This is a genomic window from Fictibacillus nanhaiensis (genome assembly GCF_023715445.1).
Taxonomy (GTDB): domain Bacteria; phylum Bacillota; class Bacilli; order Bacillales; family Fictibacillaceae; genus Fictibacillus; species Fictibacillus nanhaiensis_D.
On sequence record NZ_JAMBOD010000009.1, the window covers coordinates 43,665 to 61,268 of the forward strand.

Below are 17,604 nucleotides of genomic sequence, written 5' to 3' on the forward strand. Positions count from 1 at the left end.
GAACGGTACTGCGCTGATGTGGAAAAATCTTATTTTCTTAGGCTAACTCATAAATAGTGAGACCTGGAGAATAGGATCAGTCTGCCCATTTTGCGTACACAAGTACCATCATTCCGAATATGATTTCACACAAAATTTTTGTTTTTGTGTTTATTTGGATAGGTGTATAAGCGCGCATGCGGTAACCAACCTCTCTGGGATCTCCAGGGAGGTTTTTTGTTTTGCCTCCAATTATATAAACACAAAAACGAGGTGATGCTGCATGTCTATCGTATTACAAGTAAAGAACCTGCAGAAGAAATTTGGAGAACGAGAAATCTTAAAGGATATAAGCTTTGAAATCAGGCAAGGGGAGAAGATCGGGCTTGTCGGCTGGAACGGAAGCGGGAAAACAACGCTGGTGAAAATGCTGATGGGCAGTGTCGAGCCTGACAATGGATCTATAACAACGTGGCCGGCACACCTGAAAATGGGGTATCTGCCGCAATCAACAGATTATTCGCTTGATGTTGAGAGTGAATTGTTAGATTGTGCTGAAGAATTGTTTCAGACAAGTAAACGGCTAGGTCTTCAAAAAGAAATCATTGAGCGAGAACAGTTCCATTACCTAAGCGGGGGAGAGAGACTGAAACTGTCGATAGCGAAAATCTGGGCAAACCATCCAGAGTTTTTAATCTTAGACGAACCAACCAATCATCTGGACCTTCAGGGAATCACATGGCTGACCGAAGAGGTTAACCGCAATGCTGGTGCAGCTGTGATCATATCTCATGACCGCCGTTTTCTTGATCAAACGGTTGATAAAATTTTTGAGATCGAAGACGGCAAGCTGACGATTTATGAGGGAAACTATTCCGCATATCGTGCTGAGAAACACCGCCGTTATGAACAGCAGAAACGTGATTATGAAAAACAGCAGCGAAAGGTAGCAATGATCGAACAACAGGTCAGCACACTAAAGAACTTTGCTGAAAAAGCACACAGGCAAGCGGGAAAAGGCGGTTCTCTATCTGAAAATAGGCAGATGGGCCTCAAACAGTTTGAACGTGCCAAAGCGAAGAAAAAGGATAACCAAGTGAAATCCAAGTTGAACCGGTTGAACTTGGAGTTGGCCAAAAAGGGTGTTGATAAGCCAAAAGAAGAGACAGACGTGTTTTTTCATTTCGATGCTGCCGGAAAAAGAGGAAAGAGATTGATTGAAGCTCGCGGGTTAACAAAGCAGTTTGGCGACAATCTGTTATTCGAGAAAAGCCACTTTTACATCAAGCACGGTGAAAGGATCGGTCTGCTCGGTTCGAACGGAGCGGGTAAGACGACCTTTATTAAGATGCTTCTTGGAGAGGAGTCGTTAACGAAAGGGTCCATCTGGAAAAGTGAATCGATGAAAATCGCCTATTTGTCGCAGGACGTCAGTGATCTTCCTGAAGAAAAGAATGTCTATCAATATTTAGAATTAGCTGAACGGGATCAGATCATAAAGACAGAAACCATCTTCGCCAATATGGGGATAGATAACGCTAAACTATCCAAACCAATCTCTCACTTAAGTCTAGGGCAACGCACGCGTGTGAAGCTTGTTCAGATGATTCTTCAAGACTACGACGTTCTTATCCTTGATGAACCAACCAATCATCTGGACCTGCCGAGCAGGGAGCAGCTTGAAGAAACACTTACTGAATTTAATGGTACCCTCATCATCGTCTCACATGACAGATTTTTCGTTGAGAAGCTTTGCGATAAATTACTAATCATTGAAAACAGTCAAATTAAGCGGTACGAGATGGGATTAAGAGAATATGAAGAAAGAACAGTAGAGAAACGTACAAAAGCAGATCAAGACCTGGCTGAGGAACTAGCTTTGATTGAGAATAAAATTACAGAGCTGCTTGGGAAGATCAGTTACTGTAAAACGGGGTCGGATGAATATATACAAGTGGATCAGGACCTGAAAAGCTGCATGGAAAGAAAAAAACAGCTGAAATTAATGCTATAAAGAAGAAAAAAGCTAACACAATAGGACAAAACCTTTTGTGTTAGTCTTTTTTTGTTCAAAACATTTATTTAAGAAAGAGGATGTATTTTTGGAAGGGACATTAATGGTAAATGTTCACGTCAATCGAACATCTCTTAATCTATTTTAAGGCACGAGATGATAATCCCACGTTAATCAAAATAATCCCACGTTAAACCACAAAAATCCCACGTTATTTTGAATAAACACGATTTTCGACAAAACTCGTGTTAACTCCTAATAAAAAATGTGATCTCATAAAGCTGCTTTAAAAATAATTATTTCAACTTTTAACTGAATATATATTGAAATTTCTGATAACTAGTTTATACTCTCTAAAAAGGAGAGTGAGAACCATGGTTTTTTTAGAGAAAGTGAGTAAAGCAGCGGGCAGGACATTTGCGGTTTGGGTGATTCTTTTTGCCATTTTAGCATTTTTTATTCCGGGAGGATTCACATGGATCGCTCCCCACATTGCCCTGTTACTGGGTATTATCATGTTCGGAATGGGACTGACATTATCGCTTGATGATTTTAAAGCTGTTTTTCAACAGCCTAAAAGTGTTATTGTCGGAGTGCTCGCCCAATATACGATCATGCCTTTATTAGCTTTCGGACTGGCTGTACTTTTCCGTCTGGAGCCAGAAGTAGCAGTAGGTGTCATTTTAGTAGGGTGCTGTCCAGGTGGTACAGCATCAAATGTAATGACTTTTTTAGCGAAAGGCAATACAGCGTTATCCGTTGCGGTAACATCTGTATCAACATTGTTAGCACCCATCCTAACTCCGGCACTAACTCTGGTGTTTGCGAGTAAATGGCTTGCTGTTTCAGCGGGTGACCTGCTTTTATCTATCGTACAAATTGTTCTCGTACCTATCGTTTTAGGTATTGTTGTAAAAGTTTTATTTCGTAAACAGGTGGAAAAGAGCATTGCCGTATTGCCGCTTATTTCAGTTGTTGGAATCGTTGCCGTAGCATCTGCTGTTGTAGCAGTGAATGCCGAGAAGATCGCTGAAACGGGCCTGTTGATCTTTTCGATTGTTGTTCTCCATAATGTGCTGGGGCTTTTAATGGGCTTTCTTTTAGCAAAAGCGTTAAGGCTTAATTTTGCCGATCAAAAAGCGATTTCCATTGAGGTTGGTATGCAGAATTCCGGCTTGGGTGCGGCACTGGCGGTTGCTCATTTTTCACCGCTCGCTGCTGTACCAAGTGCCATTTTCAGTGTTTGGCATAACATTTCAGGTCCGCTCCTTGCTACATGGTGGGGAAAAAGAGCTGAAGAACGCTCCTCGGCAAACGAGCTACATGATGCGGAAGTCAATACATTCTAATACGAATAGTGTTTGCGAAAGGCTAAGAGCTCTTTTCTAAAAGATTGTTGCTAATGATTACTTTTTCATTCACTTCATTGACAAGTTGATTGGAGTGCAAGGTGTGAGACTCCTGCGGGACGAGTGTGACAGGTGAGACTCCTAATGGCGCAGAGCGGCAGGAGGCTCACCGCACGCCCCGCGGAAAGCGAGCAACCTGGAACGGAAATCAACTACTTTCAAAAGCAACAATGTTTACAAAAATCTTCTTTGCAAAAAAATACTAAAAAAAGGGAACTTCCGAAAAGGAAGTTCCCTTCCCTTCATATAGAATGTTATTTAAAAATGTCCATTGGGATTGTACCTTTTTTTACGGAAAGTGATTTAATTTTTTGGATATCTTGGTTGCCCTTTATTTCTCCCATAAATTTTTCATACGCTTCTGGTACAGTAGGTACAGTATATATCACTCGATGCAGTCTATTTTCAATGGCAGCTTCTACTAGAAACAATTCAAAATGATCTTTATTCAAAATGGAACCCCCTTCATATTTCAGAATAATAATTAATTCTCCTTTCTAGTTCGTTGTCCCTTTATTCTTCAAATATTTGTAATAGAAAAGTAAAGAAACCAAAACAGAGTTATTCGATGTTAAAAACCATGTTAGATTATCTGACATGGAAGTAGAATCTGCGTCAGAACTGTATAGAATGAAAGAAATATCACATACAGGGGGCGTTCAAAATGGAAGAAATCTTATTTTCTTTAAACAGTGTCTGGTTAGTACTTGGTGCATTGTTAGTTATTTTAATGCAAGGTGGCTTTATTTTACTTGAAGCAGGTTCGACAAGAATGAAAAACGCCGGTCATATTGCCGGGAAAACGGTCTTTACGTTTGGATTAGCGTCCATCGTATTCTGGGCAGTAGGGTATGGTTTTATATTTGGCGGAAACTCAAATTTCTTTATCGGTCTGTCTAACTTTTTCTATTCAGGTGATCAAGCGGATGGAATGCCTTATTCCACGGCAGCTTTTTTCCTTTTTCAGCTTGCGTTTGCAGGTATCTCTTTAACCATTGCGTTCGGCGGTTTTGCTGAACGTGCAAAGTTATCTGCGTATCTCGTGTTCGCAATTCTTTTCTCCGTTCTTGTTTATCCAGTAGTTGCCCATTGGATCTGGGGAGGAGGATGGCTTGCTGAACACGGCAAACAAGACTTTGCAGGTTCTACAGTTGTTCACTTAACAGGCGCGATGGCTGCGTTCGCGGCAACAATTTTACTCAAACCACGAATTGGGAAGTTCAATAAAAATGGGACAGCTAACAATATTTTTGGCCACAACCAAGTGTACACAGCATTAGGGGTTATCGTTTTATGGGTCGGCTGGTTCGGATTCAATGGCGGCAGTACCTTTGTAGTAGATGATGGATTCTTCGGGTTCGTAGCGTTGAACACGAACATCGCTGCTGGTGCTGGGGCGGTTGCTGCACTTATCATTTCATGGATCGTTCTTGGGAAATCAGATATACCCACGATTTTGAATGGTGCTTTGGCAGGACTCGTAGCTATAACAGCATCTTGTGCTTTCGTTGAAACATGGGCTGCGGTTGTGATCGGGTTTGTAGCAGGGATATTAGTATTCTATAGTGTGAAATTTTTCGATAGATTAAAAGTGGATGATCCGATCTATGCATTGTCTGTCCATGGTGCAGCTGGTGTGTGGGGAACATTATCAACAGGACTTTTTGCAACACCGGAACTCGCTGCTGTCGGTAAGCCAGGTCTATTTTATGGCGGAGGATTCTCACAGCTGGGTGTTCAGGCAATGGGAGTCACAGTGTCCGCAATTTACGCTTTCGTTGTTTCTTTTGTTCTTTTATATGCGATGAAAAAAGTGATGAAAGGATTGCGTGTCAGTGAGGAAGAAGAAATTATCGGCTTGGATGTAAGTGAACACGGAAACTATGGTTATCCGGAGGCTTTTATTGCGAACGAAGAGAAAAATAGAATCGCAAATTAATAAGAGGTAAACAGCATTGGGGGATATCCTCAATGCTTTTACACAAGGATGTGTTTTTATGCCGTATACAGAAATTAAAAAATGGCGAAACAACGAGATCGAGAAACAAGAAACCTCGGATGAATTAAATGCCTTTCATGATTCATTAATGAAGAAGGTTTTTGAAGCTGCTTTGAAAAAAGTAAACGAGCAATCTGGTCTGCCTCCATGTCAGTATGCCTGGTTCGTCATGGGAAGTGCAGGAAGATATGAACAGGCAATCATAAGTGATCAAGACCACGGTCTTATTTATGAAGAAGAGAACGAGGAAACGAATAGATACTTTAAAAAGCTCGGGAAAGAATTGGCTTTTGGCTTGCATGAGGCAGGTTACCCTTATTGTGACGGCAATGTGATGAGTTCTAATCCCGTTTGGTGCAGATCGAAACAAAGCTGGAAGAAACAGCTTGCAGGGTGGCTTAAAGAAGAGAGTTTTGAGAGTATCCGTTTTCTCCTGATCTTTTACGATGCGCGCACGCTGGTTGGTGAGGCAGAATACGTTCTCCATCTTAAGCAGCACATACATGACTTTATCAATCAAAAGCCAGACCTATTGGAAAGGTTTTTAGAAAATACGATGCATGTAAAAAAGGCGGTCGGCTTTTTCCATCAGCTGCTCCCAGAAACACACGGATCACATGCAGGGAGTATCGATTTAAAACAGTCAGGATTTTTTCCTTATGTAAATGCGGTTCGTTTGTTAGCGATGAAAGAAAGTGTAGAGGTGACTTCGACCCTTTCGAGAATCGATGAGCTTTCTAGGAACTCCACCTATGTTCAAGAGCTTAAATCTTGCAAAGAAGATTTCGACAAGCTGCTTCACTATCGGCTTATGCATCATAAAAAAATGACCGAGAATTATGAGGATATTCACTACCTGGATGTAAAAGAGCTTAGTAAGTATGAAAAGAAAGACCTTAAGCACATCTTGAAGAACGGGGAAAAACTTCAGGATTATACACAGTCAGTCATCAAAGGAATGATGAGAAGGTGAGAATAAATCCATTCATTCAATTCATGAAACAAGTACAGGGAAGAATAAATTCTGGCGTATATGCTTCACTCCAAGGACAATCAAGTCCTCAGCATATTGCCTTTTTGCGGCAGCTCGAAAAAGAACTGAAGATTGAGGAGAGTTTAACCGTTCCGCTGGACGAATTAAATGTTGTTGTGTTTGACTTAGAAACTACTGGATTCTTCCCTGATCAAGGCAACGAAATCCTCTCTATAGGTGCGGTAAGAGTGAAAGGCGGGGAAGTAAAGCATGAGGAGACGTTTTATTCACTTGCACATTGCAGCCGTGAACTCTCACCAGAGATCAAACAGTTAACCGGTATAAGGCAAGATGATCTAGTAGAAGCACCAGAGCTTTCAAAAGTGCTGATCGATTTTTATGAATTTGTTAAAGGTGATGTTCTCGTTGCCCATCATGCAAGTCATGAGAAGAGTTTTCTTCAGCACTTCAATTGGAAGCTGTTCCGGAGCCGGTTTAAACACAGAATCGTAGACACTTCATTTATTATAAAAATAGCAGAACCAGACCTAAACGCAATTCGGCTGGAAGATTGCTGTGATCATTGTGGGATTCCTGTAAAAGACAGGCATCACGCCTTGGGAGATGCAAAGATGACTGCTGAACTATGGAGTAACTATGTAAGAAGAATTCATGAACTGGGATTTAAAACGTTAAGTGACGTATATGAAAAGCTTTCAAAATGACAGCTGGCGCCGATATCAGGTTGCCAGCTGTTTTTATTTTCGAATATTGAATTGGGCATTGATCTGTCCGCGGATCATTTTGTTTCGTTCATCTCGTTTTTGTTTTTTAGACATCTCTTTTTTTATCTCGTAGGTTTGTACACCATCTTCAATCTGATTAGCGATCTCCATCAACGTTTCCACATCAGAGAAAGAGTATTTTCTCGTACCTCGTCCGGTTCTTTCAGGAAAGATCAGCTTTCTCTCTTCGTAATAACGGATTTTCCGTTCCGATAAACCGGTCAGTTCACTAATGATACCGATGGATATAACCTTTTTATCCTTGTAGGATGTTTTATCATTTGGCATTTAGTTTTTCCTCCTACGTGATTTGTTTTCAGAATATTGTTATTTATTGTATCACATTTGTGTAAGGTTTTCTTACATTAATTTATGCGGTGATACAGCTTTGGTGATAATAATCTCGGTGAGGGAATACTTTTTAAAGGGAGGAGGGGTTATATGGATATCTTCGAAGCGATTAAAACGAGGAGAAGCATAGGAAAAGTGAAAGACATGCCAGTTCCTGAAGATCTTATTGATAAAATTCTTGAAGCTGGAACATATGCACCGAACCATTACCGGACTGAGCCGTGGCGCTTTTTTGTTATGAGAGGAGAAAGCAGAGGAAAACTAGGGGCTGTCCTGGAAGAAATCACACGGACGGAAAATGTGGATTTAGAGGCTGATGAATTAAACAGGAAAGCAGAGAAAGCAAAGAACAATCCGTTAAGGGCACCGGTCATTATTGCTGTTGGAGTGGAACCGAGCGAAAAGAAAAATGTCATTCATCAAGAAGAGTATGCTGCCGTATGCAGTGCTGTGCAAAACATGCTGCTTGCAGCACATGCACTTGGGCTCGGAGCAATATGGAGAACAGGTGCGATAACATACCACCCAAAGGTTAAAGATTTCTTTGGACTGACCCAAAAAGGAGAATTGGCGGGTTTTATCTATATGGGATATCCTGATTTAGCTCCAAAGCCAGTAAAGAAAACAGGATTTGAAAATTTTACAGTGTGGATGAACTGAATTTTTTTATTGTAAACCTTGGAGCGGACACTACTTCTCGTGCTAACGGATTCTGTACGTGATGAAATCACTAAACGTCTTGTTGCACAAGCTTAATCTCAATTTGGCGGACAATCTCGCTAATTAATGAAATAACATGGCTATGGCTATCTGTAAAACAGATAGCCTCTTTTATTGTTAAATTTTCACCCGGTATTTTCTTGAACTTTCAGTGAATCATTTGTAAACCAATGGCTCACACTAAAATGTGGAGGTGAATGTTTTGGAAAATAAACCAAATCACTATGACGGCAGTTTACATAGCAATGATGGTTCGGAAGCCGAAATGACTATTGAACCTTTTACATTAACAGATGAAGTCAGGGAAAAGATCAGCGGCAACCCTTACTTTATTGAAACTGGTGAATAATAAGAAATATAGAGAGGTCAGGTATTAATATGACAAAAGTTTTATTTATAACAGCACATCCTCATGATGACACTCAATCTTATAGTATGGCTGCAGGAAAAGCATTTATCGAAAGTTATAAAGAAATAAATTCATCCCATGAGGTTATAAATGTGGACCTATACAAGGAAAATATCCCTCAAATCGATGTGGATGTTTTTAACGGTTGGGGGAAGCTTCAATCTGGAAAGGGATTTGAGGAACTTTCGTCTGAAGAAAAAGCAAAAGTAGGAAGGCTCACAGAATTATGTGATCAATTCATTTCTGCAGACAAATACGTGTTTGTAACCCCAATGTGGAACTTTTCCTTCCCGCCAGTCATGAAAGCTTATATTGATTCTGTAGCTGTAGCTGGAAAGACCTTTAAATATACAGAGCAGGGTCCAGTAGGGCTTTTAACCGATAAAAAAGCACTGCATATTCAGGCTCGCGGCGGTATTTATTCGGAAGGACCTGCAGCTGAAATGGAAATGGGGCACCGTTATTTAAACATCATTATGCAGTTTTTCGGAGTTCCTTCTTTTGAAGGACTTTTTGTAGAAGGACATGCAGCAATGCCTGATAAAGCACAAGAGATAAAAGAGAATGCTATTGCAAGAGCTAAAGATCTGGCACATACCTTTTAATAAAATTTTCGATTCATGTTTAAAAGTCCGTGGTACACGGGCTTTTTATTTTGATTACAATTATAAACTAGTAGTTGAACAAATTTTCTGAACTGTGTCATAATAGATAAATACTATTTTGAAAACGTTTTCTAAAACGAAGAAAAAGGAGGAGCAAAACCTTGAAAAGTGAAACGAATTTGAACTATGATAGGCAGCACGCAACAGCTGGCACAAGCCCATCTTCACCTCGAACTTTATCACAAAAGCTCAAAATGATAGGACCTGGGTTTGTTGTTGCTGCAACTGGAGTAGGTACAGCGGATATGATTACAGCGATCGTCATCGGAACATCGTTCGGTATGACCTTCGTATGGGCTATTTTAGTCGGGGCTATTTTAAAATATTACTTAAACGAAGGTGTTGGACGCTGGTACCTAGCTACAGGACAAACGATTCTTCAAGGCTGGCATTCACTTGGCAGATGGGCAACTACATATTTCGGAGTTTACTCTGTTATTTGGGGTTACATTTATGGAGCAACTGCGGCGATGACATGCGGATTAGGCATGCACGCCATGCTCCCGATCATGCCAATCTGGGCTTGGGCAATCATTCATTCTTTAGTTGGATTTGCACTTGTTTGGACAGGCCGCTACTTGCTATTTGAAAGAATCATGACGGTTTTAATCGGGGTCATGTTCATCACGATTATTGGGACATCCCTGCTCTTTTTGCCTTCAATCGGTGAATTTGCTGGCGGCTTTGTGCCACGTATGCCAGAAGGATCTCTCATGCTCGCGTTAGGTTTAATAGGCGGTGTCGGAGGAACGATTACGATGGCGTCCTATGGGTATTGGCTAAAAGAGAAGGACTGGAAAGGCAAAGGTTTCATCCCGATCATGAGGCTGGACACGAAAGCAGCTTATGTCATTACCGGAATCTTTACAATGGCAGCATTAGTGATCGGAGCTAAGTTCTTGTTCGGGACCGATGTGAAACTAGAAGGGGATAAAGGTTTGTTGGATCTTGCCGGATTATTGGGTCAGGAGTTCGGAACACCTCTGCGCTGGCTCTTTCTAATTGCCTTTTGGTCAGCAGCGTTTACTTCACTTCTTGGGGTATGGAACGGGGTGCCATATCTGTTTGCTGACTTCTTAAGAACGATTCGAACGAAAAAAGAAGAACTGCATAAAGTGAAGCCGGTATCTGAAAAAGATAAATCATACCGAGCGTATCTTGCTTGGCTTACATTTCCGCCAATGCTGATCTTCTTTTTAGGAAAACCAGTACAGCTCATTATTATTTACGGAGTGTTAGGTGCATTGTTCATGCCGTTTCTGGCAATCTCCCTTATTATTTTATTGAATTCGAAAAAAGTGGATGCCGAGTATCGAAATAAATGGGTAACAAACGCTGTATTGATCGGATGTCTCCTCATGTTTGCGTACCTCGGAATTAACGAACTGCAAAAGCTGTTTTAGCCAGAGAAAGCCCACTTTCTAAAAGGTGGGCTTTTTATTGTCCAATTCTTCCAGGTTCACAATTCGCTTCGGAGTACCTTCAATGATATAAGAGAGGATGTTATCAATGCTCGTTGATAAGAATTGATGAAACATGTTATCTGTCTTCCACCCAATGTGCGGAGTAAGAATAACATTGTCAAGCCGAAGTAAAGGATGGTTTGGATCGACCGGTTCTTGAGAGAAAACGTCAAGACCAGCCCCTGCAATCCGCTTTTTAACTAACGCAGTGATAAGTGCAGATTCATCGATTACTTCTCCTCTGGAAGTGTTAATGAGAAAAGCATCGTTTCTCATCTTTTCAAAATGCCTCTCACAAAGTAAATGTCTAGTTTCAGGGACGAGTCTTACGGCGATGACTACAAAATGTGATTCTTTCAGCAAGTTATCCAGTTCTCTGTATCCAACTCCTGAAGACAGTGCACGTTCTTCTGTTAAACGTGGTCCCCAAGCGATGACATTCATGTTGAAGGCTTTGGCGACTTTCGCAACGCCTGAACCGATTTTACCAAGACCGATAATTCCGATTGTTTTATTTTCTAAACCAAAGCCGGTCGATTCAATCCAGTTTCCTTGTTTCATTTGTTCGTTTAAAGACAACAGGCTGCGAGCATGAGTAATCATCACGCCGATAATTAGCTCTACAACAGCGGCAGAACCACCAGGAGTCGTAGCTACAGGGATTTTTAGCCAATTCGCTTCTTCCATATCAATATGGGCAAGTCCGGATCCGGTTTGAGCAATGAGCTTAATATTTCTTAAACTATGTAAAACTTCTTTTGAGAATGCGGTACGTTCCCTTATTGGGATAATGACATCTGCATATTCAATGCGTTTTAGAAGCTCATCTTCTGCTGGTTTATCGTCATAGATTTCTACTTGAAAGTGTTGTCGCAGACGTTCAATGTCTGAATTTGCTGCAAAGCTTCCTTCCCAATCATCCAAAATGACTACTTTCACTGTGAACATCCCCTCATTTATTTATTATTACTCATCTCTAAAATACTGAAGCTTTTGTTGGATATCGCATATCGCGAATCAGACCTTCATAGAATATCTATGGTCTTTGATTATGAATATCTGCAAATGGTCTGTTTTGGGTTTAACTCAAAATTAGCACAATAAAAAGGTGGAGAAAATGAAAAAGATTATTAGCAGAAGATGGGGGGACTTATGGTGCTAAATACATTGGGGAATATAGCTTCAGATATGCGTGGAAATACGCAGTTTTTTTTCTAATATGTCTGTGGGGGAAACGTATGAAAATTCTTCTGTTATCTGGAGGTGCTGGAAGAAGACTTTGGCCTTTGTCAAATAAGGTCCGATCAAAGCAATTTCTTAAGCTGCTAAGCACAGAGGATAATAAACGTGAATCCATGCTGCAGCGTGTGTCCAGACAATTAGACGAAGTGGGAATTCTTTCAATGACTCATATCCTTACTAGTCAAGATCAAGAAGATTTGATTCGAAACCAACTAGAAACCTCCGTTCAAATTATCAGTGAACCAAGCCAAAAAGGTACATTCGCTGCTATTTCTTTAGCGGTTTCTTATCTCCATTCAAAACAAGATGCAGGGCTTAATGAAAAGGTTTGTGTACTGCCCGTTGACGCTTTCACCAATATTTCCTTCTTCCATCTAATTAAAAAAATTCCAGACATTCTCACTAAATCCAATGCAGACCTTGCACACATTGGTGTTGAACCTAAATTTCCTTCCGATCAACTTGGATATATCGTTCCAAGAATCACTGAAAAGTACGATGGCTATTACCCGATCACTCATTTTATTGAAAAGCCTGAGTATAAAAAAGCAGAAGAATTAATAACGAAAAAAGCACTTTGGAACTGCGGAGTCTATGGTTTCTCGATAAAATTCATGCGGCAAGTCCTTGATAAAAAAGGGCTTCCTCAGGAATACGAACAGCTGCTAGCCGTTTATCATAAACTCCCAAAATTAAGTTTTGATGTTGCTGTGGCCGAACATAACAGACGTTCTATCGTCGTTCCTTATGAGGGGCAATGGAAAGATATCGGTACCTGGAAGGCCTTCAGTGAACAAATGGACTCTAGTATTATTGGTCCATGTAAGGTGTCAGCGGACTCGTCTAATACACATGTAGTCAACGAATTGTCCCAGCCCTTGCATGTAATAGGGATTTCAGACAGCATGATTGTCGCAGGACCTGATGGAATTCTTGTTGCTGACAAAAAGAAATGTTCAGGAGTAAAGCTGCAGATAACAGATGAACAACCTCGATATGTCGAAAAACGGTGGGGCAGTTATAAGATTATAGAAAAGTCTGCACCGGTTGATGAGTTGCAATCCATAACGAAAATTGTAAATGTGCTCCCAAACCGAAATATTAGTTTCCATTTGCATCGAGATAGGCAAGAGATTTGGACGGTCATTTCAGGCTCAGGCCAAGTGATCATAAACAACCAGTTACGCCACATTAAAGCAGGGGATGTTATTCAGATTCCAATAGGTGTCAAACATGCCATAAAGGCTGTAACATCGCTTACATTTATTGAAGTACAGCTTGGGGTTAACGTTTCCGAGAAAGATCTTATACGTATTACTTATTCATGGGAAGAGGCTATTCAACAAGGTATGTAAGGTGGAGATGTTCATGGTCTCAATTATCTGCTGCACAATGAGAGAACAATTTATGGAGAATGTTTTTCGAAATTATGATAATCAAATTTTTGCAGAAAAAGAACTAATTATTGTTTTAAACCACGACAGCTTACATTTAGCTAAATGGAAAGCAAGATCAGTATCGTGTAAAAATGTATTTGTTTATAAGATGCCTAGTAAGTATACGCTAGGTGAATGTTTAAATTTTGCAATTCAAAAAGCTAGCTATCCTTATATTGCAAAATTTGATGACGACGATTACTATGCGCCACACTATCTTCAGCACTCATGGGACACTTTGCAAGAGACGAAAGCAGACGTTGTCGGGAAAAGAACGGTCTATATGTATTTTGAAGATGAGAAGTTATTGACTGTAAATAGTCCTAGTAGAGAGAAAATGTTCGTAAGACAAGGCCTTAAGGGCGCTACTCTATTTTTTAATAAAAAAATCTGTGAAAGAATCCATTTTCCTGCACTAAACCTTGGGGAGGATACTGTTTTTCTGAGGCAGTGTGTAAAGAATCAGTTGAGATTGTATTCCTCAGATAAAAGAAATTACGTTTGTATACGCTCTTTGCGATCCGGCCATCACACCTGGAATATCGATAACGCCGCACTCAAAAGAAAATCATCCATTGTTTGTCATACAGAAGACTATAAGCCTCTTATTCTCGAATAGAAAAAAGGAGAAAATGATGAAAGACTATCAAGTCATTTGGCGAGGACCTGTTTTAGATGCAACGGGGTATGGAACAGCAAGCAGGGAATATTCACTGGCTCTCGACAGGCAAGGTGTTGATGTGAAAATCGAAACCTATACGTGGAATTTCCCTTTTAACATGCAGGACAATGATAAAAAAGCGAGGCTGCAGCAGCTCATTGAAAAACCGGTTTCAAACGATAAAACTAAAATCCTTGTCTATCATTCTCCCCCAGCCTTCATGGATAAAGAAGAACGAAACAGATTTGACCACTGCATGTTAAATACGGTTTGGGAAACAAATAAGATCCCAGAATCTTGGAAGCCGATCATCCAGGCATATGATGCGGTATGCGTACCGTGCACTCACAATATAAAAGCACTGAAAGACAGCGGTGTTTCTGTACCGCTTTTTTTGGTTCCTCATGGGGCAGATACAAAAATGTTTCACCCGGAGAATCCAAAACTTTCTTTGCGTGAAGCAGAGCGTCAGTTTGTTTTTGTATCTGTCTTTGATTTTCAGCACCGGAAAAATCCAGAAACTCTCCTGCGTGCGTACTGGGAAGAGTTCACTTCAGATGACTGTGTGCTGCTCGTAATCAAAACATATGGCAGTTCACGGAAAGAAATCAGAAGTGCAATCATGAATTATAAAAGAAGGCTTGGCTTTGGAGAGGATACAGCACCTCTGTATCTGAAGACAGGGATATGCGAGGAAAAACAATTAAAAGGAATTTATACTGCAGGAGATGCGTTTGTTCTTCCTACAAGAGGAGAAGGAGTCGGATTGCCGTTTATTGAGGCTTTATCTAGCGGTCTGCCTGTAATTGCAACAGGGTGGGGAGGGCAGATGAATTTTTTAAATGAACAGAATTCTTTTTTGATAAAGTATAAGCTAGAGAATCCCGCAATCAGTATGAGCAGCGAAAATAAGATATCAACCACTTACCACAACTTTGCTGAAAAAGGCCAGGTATGGGCAGAAGCAGATTTGGAGCACTTAAAGCAGCAGATGAGATATGCCTATAAGAACCCAGCTCTTTGTAAACAAAAGGGAGAACAGGGCAGGCAAGATATGCTGAGAATGACATGGGAAAAAGCAGGAATTGCCATGAAACAGGCCATCGAAAAATTAATCGGCAATTAATTTTTGGATTTCCCCGTTCATCTGTTTGGCGATGGTACTCCATGAATATTTCTCATTTATATAGCTTTGTCCGTTTAAGGAAATTTCTTGTAATAGGCTTTGATTACGATGATATCGGTTTAGTGTATCAGCAAAGTCTTTCTTTTCAGCATGAATATAGTGTTTCATATGGATCAGCTCGACTCCTCTTACACCGCAATCAGTTGAGAATAAAGGAATTCCTGCTGATAGAAATTCCAATGTCTTCAGATTTACTCCAGCACCCGTGAACATGGGATTAATCGCGAAATCTACTTCTGCCAATAATCTTAATTTTTGTTTGTGTCGCACTCTTCCTAATAGTTTCACGTTAGGTTTACTGGAGTTTGCAAAGGGTGCACAGCATCCTCCGCCGACAACGAAATTAATCTCCGGGCAACGATCAGCAAGGTGTTGAATGATGAAATCCACGGATTCAATATTTGGCGGGTATTCCGCACCTATAAAGAAAGCGGCTGGTTTTTCATTAGATTGCTTTTTCCTAGGAAGCCATGCAGCTGGATGTATGCCATTAGGTGCTAATTTTATTTTGGAGGGATTTGGTTTGTACATCGTTATAAAACTATTTCTTTCGTTCTCTGAAGTTGAAAAGACGAGATCTGCCCCGTTCACTAGGTTCTTCTCCATCCCAAAAAGCACAGGAAGGAAATGCCTTGCCTGCTCATTTTTCCAAATTTGTTCTGCCAGCTTGTATTCGTGATTATGGCTGTTATAGACTCTAAGTTTATGATCCTTGCCGAAATGCTGATCATACCTATGCAAAAAAGGAGATTCATGAACGATCAGATCACTAGATTTATAGAGAGTTTCAAAAAGACTTTTATAAAGACAAGGAAATTTGGACAGTTCAGTCTGAATGATCAATGCGAATTCATATGATAATTCATTGTGCTGCAGTTTTTGCACCACTTGATTGTAAAAAGAATCTTTCTCAACTTTATATTCCCTAAATGTAGGAGAATAATTAAAGATTCCCCCTTTGTGGTTAAATGTTTGTGAAAGAAGAGTAATATCATAATAACTGCTGAGTTCTTGATAAATATGAAAATATCGTAGAGTGCCTCCGCTTGTAGGAGGATACACGGTCGGAAAGTGATTTAACACCAACAGCTTTTTCATCATTTCTCATCCTTCTTCAAAACACTTCGAAACACATTTAGCGTTTTCTTGGCACAGATTTCCCAAGAAAAAATCTTTGAGCGTACGTTACCTCTGCCGATGAGAAAAACCCTCTCTTCAGGATTCAAGATTCTCAAGATTTTTAGTGCAATGTCTTGAGGATCTTCGGGATTAAAAAATATCGCAGCATCACCTGTAACTTCCGGAATGCTGCCTCTATCTGAACAGACGATGGGACAATTTGTTTTCATCGCCTCCACTAAAGGAATACCAAAGCCTTCATAAAGAGAAGGAAATACGAGAAAAGATGCATTTGCATACAGATATGGCATATCTTCTGGAGGAACATATCCCAAAGTTTTTACTTGATCCTCAAGTGAATGATTCCTCAAAAATGTTAAGACAGACTGATGTGTGCGGTTTTCCTTAGAAGTAAAACCGGTAAGAACCAGCGGGACACGCTTTTTGTAGTGATCCCGCAGCAAAACGATGGCTTTCAAGAGATTTAGGTGATTCTTATGTGGATTATAGCTGGCAGGATAGATGGCAAACTCATTCTCTAATTGATATTTGTTTTTTATTCTTTCAATATAATTTCGATCTGAATAATGGTGAAATGCTTCGGGTACACCAGGATAAGTGGCCGTAATTTTTTCTTTTGGGATAAGCAGGAATCTTGAAATAGCTTTTTTCGAGAACTCAGAAACAGTCAAGACTGCGTCGAAGGATGGAGCAAACTGTTCATAGTAATGGTTGTTTTCTTCCAGTTCACCTGGTACATATTGCGGATAGCGAGTATGCAGAACGTCATGGATCGTTACTACGGATGGGATCTTGATATTAGGAATATACGATTTGTGTAACGGTGAAAACCATATTTCGATTTGGTTATCATGGATCCGGTTATGAATTTCGGCTTGAATTTTGGATTCTTTAATCATGACTTTTTTTAAGCGGTTTTGAAAGTCAGGAAAAAGATCTCTGTTTGGCTTTGTAAGAAAAAGAAATAACTTTACGTTTTCATCAGCCTTCTTAAGATGCCAAATTAAGTGTTTAATATATTGCTCTACGCCTCCATATCTGTCTTGTGAAAGAGTTAATAAATTGATTCCGACCCTCATATGTATCCCCCTCGTTCGCTCAACGGTAATTATCTATATGTATATGTTTATAAAAATTGTAGCGTGCCAGGTCCTTTAGTAACTCATGACAAA

General features: G+C 40.2%; 17 protein-coding genes. 12 read left to right on the forward strand and 5 right to left on the reverse strand.

Going from position 1 to position 17,604, the window contains the following annotated elements; genetic code table 11:
- Positions 1-262: 262 nt before the first annotated feature.
- Together abc-f and M3196_RS18420 are read left to right on the forward strand one after the other, a co-directional pair.
- Positions 263-1,993: a ribosomal protection-like ABC-F family protein gene (abc-f, locus tag M3196_RS18415; protein WP_251323805.1), complete on the forward strand. Its 1,731-nt coding sequence runs from the start codon at positions 263-265 to the stop codon at positions 1,991-1,993.
- Positions 1,994-2,367: 374 nt separating this feature from the next.
- Positions 2,368-3,342 carry a bile acid:sodium symporter family protein gene (locus tag M3196_RS18420; protein ID WP_251323806.1) on the forward strand — a complete coding sequence of 325 codons (975 nt, stop codon included), beginning with the start codon at positions 2,368-2,370 and terminating at the stop codon, positions 3,340-3,342.
- A 314-nt stretch (positions 3,343-3,656) separates the two neighbouring features.
- Here the strand turns inward: M3196_RS18420 and M3196_RS18425 are convergent, their stop codons facing one another.
- The gene (locus M3196_RS18425) at positions 3,657-3,854 is read right to left on the reverse strand and encodes a hypothetical protein (protein WP_251323807.1); all 198 of its coding nucleotides are present in this window, start codon (positions 3,852-3,854) and stop codon (positions 3,657-3,659) included.
- Positions 3,855-4,066: 212 nt separating this feature from the next.
- Between M3196_RS18425 and M3196_RS18430 the strand changes: the two genes are divergently transcribed.
- Genes M3196_RS18430 through M3196_RS18440 form a run of 3 tightly spaced genes read left to right on the forward strand, consistent with a single transcriptional unit; the run spans position 4,067 to position 7,099 of the window.
- Positions 4,067-5,341 (forward strand): ammonium transporter, encoded by a 1,275-nt coding sequence (locus tag M3196_RS18430; protein ID WP_251323808.1) that lies wholly within the window; start codon positions 4,067-4,069, stop codon positions 5,339-5,341.
- Positions 5,342-5,399: 58 nt separating this feature from the next.
- A complete protein-coding gene (locus M3196_RS18435; RefSeq protein WP_251323809.1) occupies positions 5,400-6,374 on the forward strand; it encodes a DUF294 nucleotidyltransferase-like domain-containing protein in 975 nt (324 codons plus the stop codon).
- Complete coding sequence (locus M3196_RS18440) at positions 6,371-7,099, forward strand: exonuclease domain-containing protein (protein WP_251323810.1); 729 nt, start codon at positions 6,371-6,373, stop codon at positions 7,097-7,099. Before M3196_RS18435 ends, M3196_RS18440 begins: the two co-directional genes overlap by 4 nt.
- A gap of 33 nt (positions 7,100-7,132) precedes the next feature.
- On the opposite strand, the gene M3196_RS18445 is transcribed toward M3196_RS18440, so the two are convergent.
- Positions 7,133-7,447, reverse strand: coding sequence for a MerR family transcriptional regulator (locus M3196_RS18445; RefSeq protein WP_251323811.1), 315 nt, complete (start codon positions 7,445-7,447; stop codon positions 7,133-7,135).
- 153 nt (positions 7,448-7,600) lie between these two features.
- Here M3196_RS18445 and M3196_RS18450 point away from each other — a divergent pair, with 153 nt between their 5' ends.
- The 4 genes from M3196_RS18450 to M3196_RS18465 all read left to right on the forward strand — a co-directional run bounded on the left by M3196_RS18450 (position 7,601) and on the right by M3196_RS18465 (position 10,707).
- The gene (locus tag M3196_RS18450; RefSeq protein WP_251323812.1) at positions 7,601-8,170 is read left to right on the forward strand and encodes a nitroreductase family protein; all 570 of its coding nucleotides are present in this window, start codon (positions 7,601-7,603) and stop codon (positions 8,168-8,170) included.
- A 262-nt stretch (positions 8,171-8,432) separates the two neighbouring features.
- The gene (locus M3196_RS18455) at positions 8,433-8,579 is read left to right on the forward strand and encodes a hypothetical protein (RefSeq protein WP_251323921.1); all 147 of its coding nucleotides are present in this window, start codon (positions 8,433-8,435) and stop codon (positions 8,577-8,579) included.
- 29 nt (positions 8,580-8,608) lie between these two features.
- Entirely contained in the window at positions 8,609-9,244 is a 636-nt protein-coding gene (locus tag M3196_RS18460; protein ID WP_251323813.1) for an FMN-dependent NADH-azoreductase, read from the forward strand.
- A 161-nt stretch (positions 9,245-9,405) separates the two neighbouring features.
- Positions 9,406-10,707 (forward strand): Nramp family divalent metal transporter, encoded by a 1,302-nt coding sequence (locus tag M3196_RS18465; RefSeq protein WP_251323814.1) that lies wholly within the window; start codon positions 9,406-9,408, stop codon positions 10,705-10,707.
- An 18-nt stretch (positions 10,708-10,725) separates the two neighbouring features.
- Here M3196_RS18465 and M3196_RS18470 read toward each other — a convergent pair whose 3' ends face one another.
- Positions 10,726-11,706, reverse strand: coding sequence for an NAD(P)-dependent oxidoreductase (locus M3196_RS18470; RefSeq protein WP_251323815.1), 981 nt, complete (start codon positions 11,704-11,706; stop codon positions 10,726-10,728).
- A 299-nt stretch (positions 11,707-12,005) separates the two neighbouring features.
- Between M3196_RS18470 and M3196_RS18475 the strand changes: the two genes are divergently transcribed.
- The 3 genes from M3196_RS18475 to M3196_RS18485 are packed head-to-tail and all read left to right on the forward strand — an operon-like array spanning position 12,006 to position 15,232.
- Positions 12,006-13,364: a sugar phosphate nucleotidyltransferase gene (locus tag M3196_RS18475; protein WP_251323816.1), complete on the forward strand. Its 1,359-nt coding sequence runs from the start codon at positions 12,006-12,008 to the stop codon at positions 13,362-13,364.
- A gap of 13 nt (positions 13,365-13,377) precedes the next feature.
- On the forward strand, positions 13,378-14,064 hold the full coding sequence (locus tag M3196_RS18480) for a glycosyltransferase family 2 protein (RefSeq protein ID WP_251323817.1): 687 nt from the start codon (positions 13,378-13,380) through the stop codon (positions 14,062-14,064).
- Between the two features lie 16 nt (positions 14,065-14,080).
- Positions 14,081-15,232 carry a glycosyltransferase gene (locus tag M3196_RS18485; protein ID WP_251323818.1) on the forward strand — a complete coding sequence of 384 codons (1,152 nt, stop codon included), beginning with the start codon at positions 14,081-14,083 and terminating at the stop codon, positions 15,230-15,232.
- On the opposite strand, the gene M3196_RS18490 is transcribed toward M3196_RS18485, so the two are convergent.
- Complete coding sequence (locus M3196_RS18490; RefSeq protein ID WP_251323819.1) at positions 15,218-16,393, reverse strand: glycosyltransferase family 4 protein; 1,176 nt, start codon at positions 16,391-16,393, stop codon at positions 15,218-15,220. The genes M3196_RS18485 and M3196_RS18490 overlap by 15 nt on opposite strands.
- A complete protein-coding gene (locus tag M3196_RS18495; RefSeq protein ID WP_251323820.1) occupies positions 16,390-17,511 on the reverse strand; it encodes a glycosyltransferase family 4 protein in 1,122 nt (373 codons plus the stop codon). The genes M3196_RS18490 and M3196_RS18495 overlap by 4 nt, the downstream gene beginning before the upstream one ends.
- Positions 17,512-17,604 lie beyond the last annotated feature (93 nt).